The sequence below is a fragment of the Pseudomonas sp. 10(2024) genome, from assembly GCF_045164175.1.
Taxonomy (GTDB): Bacteria; Pseudomonadota; Gammaproteobacteria; order Pseudomonadales; family Pseudomonadaceae; genus Aquipseudomonas; species Aquipseudomonas alloputida.
Genome location: NZ_CP174006.1, coordinates 4,604,347 through 4,617,602, shown reverse-complemented (window position 1 = coordinate 4,617,602; position 13,256 = coordinate 4,604,347). Strand labels below are relative to the sequence as shown.

Here is a 13,256-nt window from a genome sequence, read left to right as displayed (position 1 = left end):
GGAGCGGGTTTACCCGCGAATACGGTAGCGGCAGCAACGTTGAACGGCTGGTGAAAATTGGCCAGCAGGCCCGGCCCTTTCGCGGGTGAACCCGCTCCTACAGCGCGCCGAAGACCTTCTTGGCCAGGCTGGTAGCCGCCGCTGCCGGGTTCTGGCGAATGTTCTGCTCCTGTTTGCCGATCATCTCGAACAGGCCATCCAGCGCCTTCTCGGTCACGTAGTTCTCGATATTGGCGTCATCCTTGACCAGCCCCAGGCCTTTGGCCTGGGCGGCGAAGGCATTGTACTGCTGGGCCACGCCAACCTTGTCGGTGGCCTGCTTGACGATTGGCAGGAACTTGGCGCGGATCTGCTCGCGGCTGCTCTTGTTCAGGTACTGGGTGGCCGAGTCGTCACCGCCGCTGAGGATGCCTTTGGCATCGGTCACGCTCATGTTCTTCACGGCATCCACCAGAATCGCCTGGGCCTGCGGCACGGCGGCCTCGGCGGCTTTGTTCATGCTGGTTTCCAGGGCTTCGACCTGTTCACCCTTGCCGAACATCTTCATCGCCTTGGCGGCTTTGCCCAGGTTGCCTGGCAGCTCGATGCGCACGTCCGGGTTGTTGCTGAAGCCGCCTGGGGTGCTCAGTTGCTTGACGGCCAGCTGGGCACCTTGGGTCAGGGCATCTTTCAGGCCGCCGGTGGCGTCTTTCTGGCTGAGGTCGCCCAGCGACAGGGCCAGGGCACTGGCCGACAGCAGCAGGCCGGCGCACAGGGTGGTGAAGCGCAGGGAAGTGCGGATCATGAAGCTTTCCTTGTAAACGGATGAGTACGGGTATCAGCGAACCTGATCTACCTTGATGCGTACCGATTGCGGGTCACTGCCATCGAGCGCGACACCGTGGTGTTCGGTATTGATGAACAGCAACTTGCCATTCAGCTCGATGCGCGCACTCACCGCATAGCGGTGGCCAGGCTTGACCTGCGCGGGGTCATAGGTGAGATGGAACGGCAGCGGCACGTTGCCTTTGACCGGGCCGGCCTGGCGCGCCAGGGTCACGGCAGGGGCGTCCATCAGCGACACATCCTGCAGTTCCACGCTCAGGGTGGCGGCAGGCGGCAGGGCAATGCGCTGCAGGTAGAAGACTTCACCGTCCAGGCTGGCCTGGTTGGGTGGGGTTTGGCTGGAGCAGGCTGCAAGCAGGGATGCGCAACACAGCATAAAGAGCTTTTTCATGGAATCTCCGGTGTCCTTGGAGCTGGCTTGTGGCCAACCCCACGGACTTTAGCGGATTTTGCCGACCGATGAACCGTTAGAGGGTCGAAGTTTCCAGCCCGTCGTCACGGTGCAGGGCCACCTGGCGGATCGACAGGCGCAGCTCGGCCGACAGTACTCGCTTGGCCACGCCCTCGGCCAGCTCGCCGAGCTTGTCGTGATAACCCAGCTTGCCTTGCGCGTCGGCGTGCAGCACGCCTTGCTGAAGCAAGGTCTGGATGAAGTGGCGGAACAGCGTCTTGTCGAAGAACTCCGGTGCGTTCAGGCCATGCAGGATCGACAGTCGCTGGGCCATCGTCACGCACAGGTCTTCCAGCGCTTCGGCGCTCAGGCTGTTCTGCCCGCTGTTGATCAGCAGCGAGGTGGCCATGTAGAAGCGCTGCAGGGTCTGGGTGATGGTGCGGGCGAGCAGGGTCAGCAACACGAACTGCCGCGAGCTGGGCGCCGGGCGCACGTACAGGTCGTTGTCCTGGCGCAGCAGGCCCTGTTCCACCAGCGCGACCAGCCATTGGTCGATGACCTCGTCCAGCTGTTCTGGCGTCCAGCGCAGGAACAGTTCGGCCTGCAGATAGGGATAAAGCGCATGCACATACTGGCCCAGCAGTTGGCGGCTCATGCGGGAACTGCTGAGGAAGAAGCTGGCCAGCAGCGCCGGCAGGGCGAAGATGTGCAGCACGTTGTTGCGGTAGTAGGTCATCAGCACCGCGTTGCCTTCATCCAGGTAGAGGATGCGGCCCAGGGCGTCCTTCTGCTCGGCCACCAGGTTCATGCTGCGCACATGTTCGATCAGTGCCTGGCCGTCGCCCTCGGGCAGGGTGGTGTGCGGCGAGTAGGGCACTTGGCGCAGCAGCGCCAGGTACAGGTCGAGTACGCGGGTCAGGGCGCGCTCGTCCAGGGCAAGGCGGCTGGTGGACAGCAGTGCCAGTGCCACCAGGTTGACCGGGTTGATGGCGGCCGCCTCGTTGAGGTGGCGGGCCACGGTTTCTCCCAGGCGGGCGGTGGTGGCGTTGAGCCAGTCCGGTCGGTACTGCGGACCGTGATCCTGTTCACGCCAGCCGGGCTGCTGCTGGTCGAGGAAACCAGCCAGGCGGATGGGTTCGCCGAAGTTGACGTAGACCTGGCCAAAGCGCTGCTTGAGTGCACCGAACACCTTGAAGATGTCCAACACCGACTCCTTCTTCTTGCTGGCGCCGCGCAGTTCGCCCAGATAGGTACGGCCTTCAAGCACGCGCTCGTAGCCGATGTACACCGGCACGAACACGATTGGCGTACGCGACGAGCGCAGGAAGCTGCGCAGGGTAATGGCCAGCATCCCGGTGCGCGGCTGCAACATGCGCCCGGTACGCGAGCGGCCGCCTTCGACGAAGTACTCGACCGGGAAGCCCTTGGTGTACAGGGTGTGCAGGTACTCGTTGAACACTGCCGTGTAAAGCGGGTTGCCCTTGAACGTGCGGCGCATGAAGAAGGCGCCACCACGGCGTAGCAGGTTACCGACCACCGGCATGTTGAGGTTGATGCCTGCAGCCACGTGCGGCGGGGTGAGGCCGTTGCGGAACAGCAGGTACGACAGCAGCAGGTAGTCGATGTGGCTGCGGTGGCACGGCACGTAGATCACTTCATGGCCAGGGGCGATACCCTGCACCTGTTCGATGTGGTTGACCTTGATGCCGTCGTAGATCTTGTTCCAGAACCAGCTGAGCACCACTTCGAGGAAGCGGATGGCGGTATAGGTGTAGTCCGAGGCTATCTCGTTGCCATAGCGCAGTGCCTGGGCCTCGGCTTTGGCCAGCGGCAGGTTCTCGCGCTGCGCTTCGTCGGCAATCGCCTGGCGCACTTGCGGGGCATGGACCAGGCCTTTGACCAGGGTGCGTCGGTGCGAGATGTCCGGGCCGATGACGGCAGTCTTGAGGTTGCGAAAGTGCACGCGCATCAGGCGCTGGGCCATGCGCACGGTGCGCTCGTGGCCTTTGTTGTGCTGCACCAGTTCGCGCAGGTGGATTGGCGCGGAGAACTGTACCCGGGTCTTGCGCCCCAGGATCAGTACGGTCAGCAGCCGGCGCAGGCGCCCGGTTACCGCCCAGCTGTCGGCGAACAGCAGCTTCCAGGGGCTGGACTCGCTGGCCGGGGTCTGGCCCCAGAACACGCTGACAGGAATGATCTGCGCATCTTCTTCGGCATGCTGGCTGACGGCAGCCACCAGGCGCTCGAGCGTGGGCGGGGCGCCGCTTTTGTCCTGGCGGCCGAGCCAGTCCGGGTCGGGGGTCAGGTAGAAGAACGCGGCGGGTTCCTGCAGTGGGCCCACGGCTACCGGCAGCACCGGGCGCGGCAGCCCCGCCTTGGTGCACTCGTGGTCGAGCACGGCCAGGTCGGTGAGCGCGGGCGAGGGCAACGCATAGAACACCGGCCGGCTGCGGTCGAGGTTGAGGGTCATGGAAGACTGGTTGATGGTCTCGGAGCGCACCCACAGGTACAACAGGCGACGCAGGCCGCCGAATATCAGGCGGTGCAGGGGGGAACGGGTCATGGGGTGTGTGCCCTGGGTGTGATGTTCAGGTGAGTATTCTGCTATTTAGTCTGCCGTATCGGCGTAAGTTCAGCAAAATTCGGCCAACGACGGGACCGTCATCAATTTTTTTTGTTCTGTGTCATATACTCGGCCTGCCACTTGCAGGATATTTCGGCAAGCGGCGTTGGCACGGGGCAGGTGACCTCGTGCCTGCAAGGCGATCTTCACAATAAAAATCCGGAGTAGTTCAGATGTCGTCTCGTGAGACTGGGAATGTAAAGTGGTTCAACGATGCCAAGGGTTATGGCTTCATTCAGCGCGAAGGTGGTGCGGATGTCTTCGTCCACTATCGGGCGATTCGCGGTGAGGGGCATCGTACCCTGGTCGAAGGGCAGCGGGTGGAGTACGCCTGCGTGCAGGGCCAGAAAGGCCTGCAAGCCGAAGACGTAGTGGGCCTCTGAGCCTCTGGTTTCAAGCCGTAGGAGCGGGCTTGCCCGCGAAGCAGCCACCACGGTGGCTGCCACGGGCGTGGCCCGTGTTCGCGGGTAAGCCCGCTCCTACAGAAACGAGCAAGCCTGCCGTTTCATGATGTACGCCAGGTGATTTCCTCTTCACCGTCGGCGCTGATGCGGACCCAGCGGTCGGCATCTTCTTCCCCGTCTTCCTCGACCCAGCCACCCGGCGCGCAGCGCACTTCCACACCCAGCGCGGCAAATGCGGCGCGGGCGCAGGCAACGTCATCGGCCCACGGCGTCTGGTCGCTTTCCAGGTACAGGCTGTTCCATTTCCCTACAGCCTTGGGTAACCAAGTGACCGGAATGTTACCGGCCTGGCATTTGAAGGTATGGCCTTTCTGCTTCCACTCGGTGCACGGGCCGATTGCCTGGGCGAGCCACTCGGCAATCTGCTTGTGGTCGACGTCGGCGTCCTTCAGGTAGATCTCGATATCAGGTTGACGCATAAGGGCTCCGGGTGTGCTCAGTCTTGGCGCACGAAATAGTCATAACGCATGGAAACCGTGACCTCGAACGGCTCGGGCTGGTCGATCACCCGGGCACGTTTTTCGGCGCTGGCGCGCCAGCCGTGTGGGGTCATGGCCAGCAGGTCGGCGCGGGCCTTGGGCGCGGCCAGGCTCAGGCGGAACTCGAGGGTTTCGCTGTGGGCGTGGGCCATGCCTTCAGGGACCAGGGCCAGGTGCTTGTCGTCGGCGTAAGGGCGTACTTCATCGTAGAGCACTTCACGCAGTTCCATCAGGTGGCCGCTGGTCGGGCCGACCCGCATCAGGCCGCCGCCGGGGCTGAGCAAGCGCTTGGCCTCGGCCCAGTCCAGCGGGCTGAAAACGCTGGCGATGAACTGGCAGCTGGCGTCGGTCAGCGGCACGCGGGCCATGCTGGCGACCATCCAGGTGACCGCCGGTGCTCGGCGGCAGGCGCGCTTGACCGCTTCGCGGGAGATGTCCAGCGCATAGCCGTCGGCGGCCGGCAAGGCCTGGGCGATCTGTGCGGTGTAGTAACCCTCGCCGCAGCCGATGTCCAGCCAGGCGCCAGGCTGGCGCTCGGCGGCCAGCTCGGCCAGGCGGCGGGCGACTGGCGCGTAATGGCCGGCGTCGAGAAAGTCGCGGCGTGCCTCGACCATCGCCTGGTTGTCACCGGGGTCGCGGCTGTTCTTGTGCTGCACCGGCAGCAGGTTCAGGTAACCCTGGCGGGCGCGGTCGAAGCGGTGGCCGGCCGGGCACACCACACCATTGTCGAGCCGGCTCAGCGGCGCCTGGCAAAGGGGGCAGGCAAGCATCAGGCGAGCAACCGGACCAGGGTCTGGTAGTAGATTTCGGTCAGCAGATCGAGGTCGCTGGCCAGGATCCGCTCGTCAACCTGGTGGATGGTGGCGTTGACCGGGCCGAGTTCGACCACCTGGGTGCCCATGGTTGCGATGAAGCGGCCATCGGAGGTACCGCCGCTGGTGGAGGGCTGGGTATCGCGACCGGTGACGCCCTTGATGCTGGCCGCCACGGCGTCGAGCAGCTCGCCTGGTTCGGTCAGGAACGGCAGGCCCGACAGTGCCCAGTCGACCGACCAGTCCAGTTCATGCTTGTCGAGAATCGCCGACACTCGGGCCTGCAGGCCTTCGACGGTGGACTCGGTAGAGAAGCGGAAGTTGAACAGCGCGGTCAGCTCGCCCGGGACCACGTTGGTGGCGCCGGTGCCGGAATTGAGGTTGGAGATCTGGAAGCTGGTTGGCGGGAAGAACGCATTGCCCTCGTCCCAGTGCTCGGCAGCCAGTTCCGCCAGGGCCGGGGCGGCCAGGTGGATCGGGTTGCGCGCCAGGTGCGGGTAGGCCACATGGCCCTGTTTGCCGCGTATGGTCAGCTTGGCGCCCAGCGAACCGCGGCGACCGTTCTTGACCACGTCACCCAGCAAGGTGGTGCTGGACGGTTCGCCGACGATGCACCAGTCCAGGCGCTCGTTGCGCGCTTTCAGGCGCTCGACCACCGCTTTGGTGCCGTGGTGGGCGGGTCCTTCCTCGTCGCTGGTGATCAGAAACGCGACCTTGCCGCGGTGGTTCGGGTAGTCCTGCACGAAGCGCTCGCTGGCGATGACCATGGACGCCAGGCTGCCCTTCATGTCGGCGGCGCCACGGCCGCAGAGCATGCCGTCGGCGTCGATCAGCGCCTCGAAGGGCTCATGCTGCCATTGCTGGACCGGGCCGGTAGGCACCACGTCGGTGTGGCCGGCAAAACACAGTACCGGGCCGTCCTGGCTGCCGTGGGTGGCCCAGAAGTTGTCGACGTCTTCAATGCGCATCGGCTCCAGCTGGAAACCGACGGCGCCCAGACGGTTCATCATCTGCGCCTGGCAATCGGCGTCGACGGGGGTGACCGAGGGGCGACGGATCAGGTCGCAGGCCAGTTGAAGGGTAGGCGAGAGCTCGGCAGGGGCCGTCATGGGGGACTCCGGGGCAAGGCAAGGCGGGGAAATCTGAGGGGCGTTATCTTATATCAAATGGTTTCGGGCAGCACGGCCCATTCGCGGGCACGCCCGCTCCCAGGTACTGCACAGCTCTGAACGCCTGTGCCAAGCCTGTGGGAGCGGGCGTGCCCGCGGATGGGCTGCACAGGTCAGCCCAGGCAACTTCAAGCCTGCTGCGCTTCGGCAGCCTTTTCTGCGGGCTTGGGCAGCGACGACAGGAACGCCATCACCAGCGCTGCCACATAAGGCAACGACTGCACCAGCAACATCGCCACCCAGAAGCGCATGTCCGAACTCGGCAGCCCCTGCACCAGGTAGATACCCAACGCCGCGCCCCACAGCAGCACCATGATGAACAGCTCTTCACGGGCTTCGGAAATCGCCACCAGCAACCCATGGCTGTCAGCGTTCTTCGGCGTGCGGAAGAACGGCATGCTGCTGGTGAAGAAACCATACAGTACCGCCTTGGCGATGGTGTGCGACAGTGCCAGCCCGGCCAGCGCAGCTGCGAAGGCATCCTTGAGGTTCACCCCCACCGCTCGGCGGTACAGGAAGATGATCTTGCCGACCTTGAAGAAGAACAGCGCCAGCGGCGGGATGGCGAAGATCATCAGGGGCGGATCGACCCGATGCGGCACGATGATCATCGCCGCCGACCACAACAGCGCGCCGATGGTGAAGAAGATGTTCATGCCATCGGCGATCCACGGTAGCCAGCCGGCCAGGAAGTGGTAGCGCTGGCCACGGGTCAGCTCGCTGCCTTTGCCGCGCAGCAGCGCGCCGGCGTGGTGCTTGATGATCTGGATGGCGCCGTAGGCCCAGCGGAAGCGTTGCTTCTTGAAGTCGATGAAGGTGTCGGGCATCAGGCCTTTGCCGTAGCTGTTGTGGGCGTAGGCGGCGGACAGGCCTTTCTCGAACACGCGCAGGCCCAGTTCGGCATCCTCGCAGATGCACCACTCGGCCCAGCCCAGTTCTTCCAGCACACTGCGCCGGGTCATGGTCATGGTGCCGTGCTGGATGATCGCGTCACGGTCGTTGCGGGTGACCATACCGATGTGGAAGAAGCCCTTGTATTCGCTGTAGCACAGCTTCTTGAAGGCGCTTTCGTGCTGGTCGCGGTAATCCTGCGGTGACTGCACCACGGCAATTTTCGGGTCGGCGAAGTGCGGCACCATGTGCTTGAGCCAGTTGCGGTCGACGCAGTAGTCCGAGTCGATTACCGCGATCACTTCGGCGTCCTTTGCCGTGTGCGGGATCAGGTAATTCAGCGCGCCACCCTTGAAGCCGGCCAGTGGCGCGACGTGGAAGAACTTGAAGCGCTCGCCAAGCTTCTCGCAGTGGGCCTTGAGCGGCTCCCAAACGGCCGGGTCCTTGGTGTTGTTGTCGATCACCAGCACTTCGTAGTCGGGGTAGTCCAGGGCGGCCAGGGCGTCCAGGGTCTGTTTCACCATCTCAGGTGGCTCGTTGTAGCACGGCACATGCACCGACACCTTGGGCCGGTAGGCACTGTCGGCCTGCACGGGCAGGAACTCGCGGCGGCGCTTGTGTATCCAGACCGCCTCGGCCAGTTCGTGGGCCTCGGTGAGCAGCACGATGAACACGCCCAGCGCGCCGAGGGCCAGCAGCACGCCCACGGTCAGGCTGAACCAGGTGCTGTATTGCTGGCTGTAGTCGTAGGCGATCCACACCAGCACCGACCCGCACAGGAAAGTGATGAACGTCAGGAAGGTACGGCCACGCTGGCGCAGGGCCGAGCCATCGATGAACAGCACCATCAGGGCGATCATTGCCAGCACCACCGACGCCACTGCCAGTGCCCGCCACTGCGGGATCGCCACCACGGGGCCGTCGAAGTTGAACTTCTGCTGGCGCTCGGCGTTGTAGACGCCCCAGTAGGCGCCTACCGAACCTTCGTCGCTGGCCTTCCAGGGTTGGTCATAGGCTTCAATGACAAAGTAGTTGTAGCCACGGCGGTTGAGAGTGTTGACCAGGGTGCGCAAGTAGATGGCCTGGTCGGCCTGTGTGGCATCGGCACCACCGCGCATGCGGCCGTTGCTCGGCCAGCCGACTTCCGACAGCAGCAGGGGTTTGCGCGGGAACTGGTGCTTCAGTTCACGGGCGCGGTCGAGGACGAACTCGACCGAATCCTTCATCGGCACGAACTCCCAGTAGGGCAGGATGTGCGCGGCAATCAGGTCGACGTGCCTGGCCAGCTCAGGATGTTCCTTCCAGATGTGCCATTGTTCACTGGTGGTCACGGGCACCTTCACGGCTGCGCGTACCCGGTCCAGGTATTTGATCAGGTTTTCCGATGTGACCTCTTCACGGAACAGCGCTTCGTTGCCGACCACCACCCGCACCACGCTGCGCGATGTGTTGGCCAGCTGGATGGCCGTGGCGATTTCGCGCTCGTTGCGCTCCAGGTCCGGGCTGATCCATATCCCCAGCGTCACCCGCAGGCCGAACTCCTCGGCCAGGCGCGGGATGTCGGCCTGGGTGCCTTCCACGGTATAGATACGGATGCTGTCGGTCAGTTTGCTCAGTTGCTCCAGGTCCTTGCGCATTTCGTCGTCAGTGGGGTACTGACCCTTCTGTGGGCTTTCGCCCAGGCGGAACGGCGAATACGAAAAGCCAGAGATCTGTTCTGGCCAGGCGGGGGCGGAGACCGGGCGGTTGATCAGTGCCCAGAACCCGGTGAACAGTGCGGCGATGGTCAGCACCACTACCAGGTTCAGGCCGAATTTACGTGAAGACATCGTCGTCCATTCATGTCGAAGTGATAGGACATTAAAGCAGGGTTGGCAGTCTCTTTCCTAACGATGCAGGCCAAGGGCTCACTGGCATATAATGCGCGCCGGTTTTTTGGGGTATGAACATGAGCACAGAAGATCCACGCTTTGCCGGCGTTGCCCGGCTGTATGGCGACCAGGGGCTGCAACGTCTGGGCCAGGCCCATGTGGCTGTGGTCGGTATTGGCGGGGTGGGCTCGTGGGTGGCCGAAGCACTGGCACGCAGCGGCGTGGGCGAGATCACCCTGTTCGACCTGGACGATGTCTGCGTCAGTAACACCAACCGCCAGGCCCATGCGCTGGAAGGGCAGGTGGGGCGGCCCAAGGTCGAGGTCATGGCCGAGCGCCTGCGGGCGATCAACCCGGGGTGCACGGTGCATGCGGTGGCCGACTTCGTCACCCGCGAGACCATGGCCGAGTACATCACCGAGCACCTCGACTGCGTGATCGACTGCATCGACAGCGTCATGGCCAAGGCGGCGTTGATCGCCTGGTGTCGGCGGCGCAAGATTGCCATTGTCACTACCGGTGGCGCGGGCGGGCAGATCGACCCGACGCAGATCCAGATCGCCGACCTGAACAAGACCTTCAACGACCCGTTGGCTTCACGGGTGCGTTCCACCCTGCGCCGCGATTACAACTTCTCGCGGAATGTCAGCCGCAACTATGGCGTGCCGTGCGTGTTCTCCAGTGAACAGCTGCGTTACCCCAAGGGCGACGGCAGCGTTTGCCTGCAGAAAAGCTTCGTGGGTGAGGGCGTGCGGCTGGACTGCTCGGGTGGCTTTGGTGCGGTGATGATGGTGACCGCGACCTTTGGCATGGTAGCGGCGAGCAAGGCGATAGAAAAACTGGTGGCTGGAGCGCGCCGGCCGTCGGAACGGGTCAAGCCTGAATAAGACCGCGTGGGTTTCTTCGCGGGCCTGCCCGCTCCCACAGATACTGCATCTCTCTCAAGCATGATGCCGTAACCTGTGGGAGCGGGCAGGCCCGCGAAGAAACCGGCGCCGATTCAGCGGTTGGACGCCAACTCCGCCATCCGCTGCAACACCGCATGCAGCCCATTGCTGCGCGACGGCGACAGTTGGCGTTCCAGCCCGAGCTGGGTAAACCACTCGCGCAGATCAATCCCGGCCAGCTCCTCACTGGCCAGTCCCTGCACCCGTACCAGCAACAGTGCCAGCAGCCCACGCAACAAGCGGGCATCGCTGCTGGCCTTGAACCGCCACACGCCCTCGATCTGCTCGGCCACCAGCCACACCAGGCTCTCGCAGCCATGCACCCGGTTGGCCTCGGTCTTTTCGGCGTCTGCCAGCGGCTCCAGGCGGTCACCCCACTGCATCAGCAGCCGCGCACGCTGTTCCCAGCCTTTGCCCTGTTGAAACGCTTCCAGCGCTTGGTGCGCCTGTTCCGGCAGGCTCATCGCAACAGCTCCAGGCCTTGGTCCAGCGCGTCGAAGAAGCGCTGCACGTCATCGCTGTCGTTGTACAAACCCAGCGATACCCGTATCGCGCCTTCCAGCCCCAGCCCCTTCAGCAGTGGCATGGCGCAGTGGTGACCCGCACGCACGGCAATGCCCTGTTCAGTCAGCAGGTGAGCGATATCGGCGTTGTGCACGCCCTCGATGACGAAACTGGCCAGGGCCGTCTGCGGTGCGCCCAACACCCGCACGCCCTCGCGGTCGCCCAGGCCACGCAGCAGGTGCTGGTGCAGGCTGGCTTCATGCGCTGCGACCGCATGGGCATCGAGGCTGGCCAGATAGTCCAGTGTCGCACCCAGGCCGATCACCCCGGCAATCGGCGGCGTACCCGCTTCGAAGCCCAGGGGCGCGGGACGGAAGCTGGCGCTGTGGTACTCGGCCAGCTGCACCATCTCGCCACCGAACTGCCAGTGGCGCAACAGCTCCAGGGCCTGGGCGCGGCCATAGAGCACCCCGACGCCGTCCGGACCGTACAGCTTGTGGCTGGAAAACACATAGAAGTCGCAGCCCAGTTGCTGCATGTCCTGGCGACCATGCACCACGCCCTGGGCACCATCGACCACCGTCAGCGCGCCTTGGGCGCGGGCATGGGCCAGCAGCGCTGGCAGCGGTTGCCAGGTACCCAGCACGTTGGACAGCTGGCTGATGGCGAGCACTCGGGTGCGAGGGCCGATCAGTTGCAGTGCCTGGTCCTGGTCGATACGACCAAGGGCGTCCAGTGGCAGCACCACCAGGCGCAGGTTGCGCCGGTGCGCCAGCTGTTGCCAGGGCAGCAGGTTGGCATGGTGCTCCAGGGCACTGATGGCAATTTCGTCACCGGCTTCGAGGCGGTGCTCCAGGCCATAGGCCAGCAGGTTCAGTGCCGAGGTGGCGCCGTGGGTGAACACGATCTGCCGCGAGTCTGCGGCATTGAGCCAGGCGGCGACCTTGTCGCGGCTGGTTTCGAAGGCCTGGGTCGCCAGCGCACCTGGCAAATGCTGGGCACGGTGCACGTTGGCCGCGCCATGGCCGTAGTAATGGCTCAGGGCATCGAGCAAGGCTTGCGGCTTCTGGGTGGTGGCGGCGCTGTCCAGATAGGTCTGGTGCTGCCGTTGCAGGGCGGCGATGGCGGGGAAGTCGGCACGCCAGGGAGAGGGCTGGAACATGTTTGCGAGGCCTGGAATGAAAATCGGGTCTGGTGCATTGGCGCCAGACCCGATCTTAACACCTCAAACCCGGCAGGGTTCTCAGTTGTGAGCGTGCAGCGCTTCGTTCAGCTCGATGGCCGACTTGTGGGTCTTGCATTCTACCGCGCCGTTCAGCGAGTTGCGGCGGAACAGCAGGTCGGTCTGGCCGGCCAGGTCGCGGGCCTTGACCACTTTGACCAGTTCGTTGTTCTCGTCCAGCAGGTTCACCTTGGTGCCCGCGGTGATGTACAGGCCGGCTTCGACGGTGTTGCGGTCGCCCAGCGGAATACCGATACCGGCGTTGGCGCCGATCAGGCAGCCCTCGCCGACTTTGATGACGATGTTGCCGCCACCGGACAGGGTGCCCATGGTCGAGCAGCCGCCGCCCAGGTCCGAGCCCTTGCCGACGAATACGCCAGCGGAAACGCGGCCTTCGATCATGCCCGGGCCTTCGGTACCCGCGTTAAAGTTGACGAAGCCTTCGTGCATGATGGTGGTGCCTTCGCCAATGTAGGCGCCCAGGCGCACACGGGCGGTGTCGGCGATGCGCACGCCGGCCGGGACCACGTAGTCGGTCATTTTCGGGAACTTGTCCACCGAGAACACTTCCAGCAGCTCGCCCTTCAGGCGTGCTTCCAGTTGCAGCTCGGCCAGTTCGCCCAGGTCAACCGCGCCCTGGTTGGTCCAGGCCACGTTCGGCAGCAGCGGGAAGATGCCGGCCAGGCTTACGCCATGCGGCTTGACCAGGCGGTGCGACAGCAGGTGCAGCTTGAGGTAGGCCTCTGGGGTCGAGCTCAGTGCGGCGTCTTCGGCCAGCAGGGTGGCGACCAGCGGCTTGTGGCTCTCTGCCAGGCGGGTCAGCAGGGCGGCCTGCGCGGCGTCCACGCCCTTCACGGCTTCGGCCAGTTGTGCGGCCTGGGCGTTGCTGAAGGCGATGGCCTGGTTGCCACCTTCGTAACCGAGAACAGGGGCGACTGCAGCAACCAGTTCGGCGCTCGGATTGAGCAGTGGTTGTGCGTAGAACACTTCCAGCCAGGCGCCCTGGCGGTTCTGGGAGCCGACACCGAAGGCCAGGCTGAACAGGGTATTGGACATGT

12 protein-coding genes are annotated in these 13,256 nt (G+C 64.3%); 2 read left to right on the top strand and 10 right to left on the bottom strand.

All coding sequences use genetic code 11. The features are described 5' to 3' along the window. Nucleotides 1-97: 97 nt before the first annotated feature. The 3 genes from ACI7M0_RS20905 to plsB form a co-directional block, all read right to left on the bottom strand. The gene (locus ACI7M0_RS20905) at nucleotides 98-784 is read right to left on the bottom strand and encodes a DUF4197 domain-containing protein (RefSeq protein WP_010952609.1); all 687 of its coding nucleotides are present in this window, start codon (nucleotides 782-784) and stop codon (nucleotides 98-100) included. A gap of 33 nt (nucleotides 785-817) precedes the next feature. After that, a complete protein-coding gene (locus ACI7M0_RS20900) occupies nucleotides 818-1,216 on the bottom strand; it encodes a YbaY family lipoprotein (RefSeq protein WP_003252249.1) in 399 nt (132 codons plus the stop codon). A gap of 76 nt (nucleotides 1,217-1,292) precedes the next feature. After that, nucleotides 1,293-3,779, bottom strand: coding sequence for a glycerol-3-phosphate 1-O-acyltransferase PlsB (plsB, locus tag ACI7M0_RS20895; protein ID WP_129932557.1), 2,487 nt, complete (start codon nucleotides 3,777-3,779; stop codon nucleotides 1,293-1,295). Nucleotides 3,780-4,012: 233 nt separating this feature from the next. Between plsB and ACI7M0_RS20890 the strand changes: the two genes are divergently transcribed. Then, entirely contained in the window at nucleotides 4,013-4,222 is a 210-nt protein-coding gene (locus ACI7M0_RS20890) for a cold-shock protein (RefSeq protein WP_003252255.1), read from the top strand. Between the two features lie 122 nt (nucleotides 4,223-4,344). On the opposite strand, the gene ACI7M0_RS20885 is transcribed toward ACI7M0_RS20890, so the two are convergent. The 4 genes from ACI7M0_RS20885 to ACI7M0_RS20870 all read right to left on the bottom strand — a co-directional run bounded on the left by ACI7M0_RS20885 (nucleotide 4,345) and on the right by ACI7M0_RS20870 (nucleotide 9,483). Next, complete coding sequence (locus tag ACI7M0_RS20885; protein WP_010952612.1) at nucleotides 4,345-4,722, bottom strand: hypothetical protein; 378 nt, start codon at nucleotides 4,720-4,722, stop codon at nucleotides 4,345-4,347. 17 nt (nucleotides 4,723-4,739) lie between these two features. After that, a complete protein-coding gene (locus ACI7M0_RS20880) occupies nucleotides 4,740-5,552 on the bottom strand; it encodes a putative RNA methyltransferase (RefSeq protein WP_003252259.1) in 813 nt (270 codons plus the stop codon). Then, nucleotides 5,552-6,703 (bottom strand): succinyl-diaminopimelate desuccinylase, encoded by a 1,152-nt coding sequence (gene dapE / locus ACI7M0_RS20875; protein ID WP_004574734.1) that lies wholly within the window; start codon nucleotides 6,701-6,703, stop codon nucleotides 5,552-5,554. Before dapE ends, ACI7M0_RS20880 begins: the two co-directional genes overlap by 1 nt. Before the next feature lie 188 nt (nucleotides 6,704-6,891). Then, on the bottom strand, nucleotides 6,892-9,483 hold the full coding sequence (locus tag ACI7M0_RS20870; protein ID WP_129932558.1) for a glycosyltransferase: 2,592 nt from the start codon (nucleotides 9,481-9,483) through the stop codon (nucleotides 6,892-6,894). Between the two features lie 119 nt (nucleotides 9,484-9,602). Between ACI7M0_RS20870 and tcdA the strand changes: the two genes are divergently transcribed. Then, nucleotides 9,603-10,412, top strand: a complete 810-nt coding sequence (tcdA, locus tag ACI7M0_RS20865; RefSeq protein WP_003252264.1) for a tRNA cyclic N6-threonylcarbamoyladenosine(37) synthase TcdA — start codon at nucleotides 9,603-9,605, stop codon at nucleotides 10,410-10,412. A 113-nt stretch (nucleotides 10,413-10,525) separates the two neighbouring features. On the opposite strand, the gene ACI7M0_RS20860 is transcribed toward tcdA, so the two are convergent. From ACI7M0_RS20860 to dapD, 3 genes are all read right to left on the bottom strand, one after another. Then, nucleotides 10,526-10,936: a SufE family protein gene (locus ACI7M0_RS20860; RefSeq protein ID WP_003252266.1), complete on the bottom strand. Its 411-nt coding sequence runs from the start codon at nucleotides 10,934-10,936 to the stop codon at nucleotides 10,526-10,528. Beyond that, nucleotides 10,933-12,138, bottom strand: a complete 1,206-nt coding sequence (locus ACI7M0_RS20855) for a cysteine desulfurase (RefSeq protein WP_104962437.1) — start codon at nucleotides 12,136-12,138, stop codon at nucleotides 10,933-10,935. The genes ACI7M0_RS20860 and ACI7M0_RS20855 overlap by 4 nt, the downstream gene beginning before the upstream one ends. Nucleotides 12,139-12,219: 81 nt before the next feature. After that, nucleotides 12,220-13,254, bottom strand: coding sequence for a 2,3,4,5-tetrahydropyridine-2,6-dicarboxylate N-succinyltransferase (dapD, locus tag ACI7M0_RS20850; protein WP_019437665.1), 1,035 nt, complete (start codon nucleotides 13,252-13,254; stop codon nucleotides 12,220-12,222). Nucleotides 13,255-13,256: the final 2 nt, after the last annotated feature.

What these genes read in the sequence shown, in the direction of transcription:
- ACI7M0_RS20880 (WP_003252259.1), bottom strand. Translation starts at nt 5,552, where the DNA reads ATGCTTGCCTGCCCCCTTTGCCAGGCGCCGCTGAGCCGGCTCGACAAT.
- ACI7M0_RS20905 (WP_010952609.1), bottom strand. Translation starts at nt 784, where the DNA reads ATGATCCGCACTTCCCTGCGCTTCACCACCCTGTGCGCCGGCCTGCTG.
- tcdA (WP_003252264.1), top strand. Translation starts at nt 9,603, where the DNA reads ATGAGCACAGAAGATCCACGCTTTGCCGGCGTTGCCCGGCTGTATGGC.
- ACI7M0_RS20860 (WP_003252266.1), bottom strand. Translation starts at nt 10,936, where the DNA reads ATGAGCCTGCCGGAACAGGCGCACCAAGCGCTGGAAGCGTTTCAACAG.
- ACI7M0_RS20855 (WP_104962437.1), bottom strand. Translation starts at nt 12,138, where the DNA reads ATGTTCCAGCCCTCTCCCTGGCGTGCCGACTTCCCCGCCATCGCCGCC.
- ACI7M0_RS20890 (WP_003252255.1), top strand. Translation starts at nt 4,013, where the DNA reads ATGTCGTCTCGTGAGACTGGGAATGTAAAGTGGTTCAACGATGCCAAG.
- dapD (WP_019437665.1), bottom strand. Translation starts at nt 13,254, where the DNA reads ATGTCCAATACCCTGTTCAGCCTGGCCTTCGGTGTCGGCTCCCAGAAC.
- ACI7M0_RS20900 (WP_003252249.1), bottom strand. Translation starts at nt 1,216, where the DNA reads ATGAAAAAGCTCTTTATGCTGTGTTGCGCATCCCTGCTTGCAGCCTGC.
- ACI7M0_RS20885 (WP_010952612.1), bottom strand. Translation starts at nt 4,722, where the DNA reads ATGCGTCAACCTGATATCGAGATCTACCTGAAGGACGCCGACGTCGAC.
- ACI7M0_RS20870 (WP_129932558.1), bottom strand. Translation starts at nt 9,483, where the DNA reads ATGTCTTCACGTAAATTCGGCCTGAACCTGGTAGTGGTGCTGACCATC.
- dapE (WP_004574734.1), bottom strand. Translation starts at nt 6,703, where the DNA reads ATGACGGCCCCTGCCGAGCTCTCGCCTACCCTTCAACTGGCCTGCGAC.
- plsB (WP_129932557.1), bottom strand. Translation starts at nt 3,779, where the DNA reads ATGACCCGTTCCCCCCTGCACCGCCTGATATTCGGCGGCCTGCGTCGC.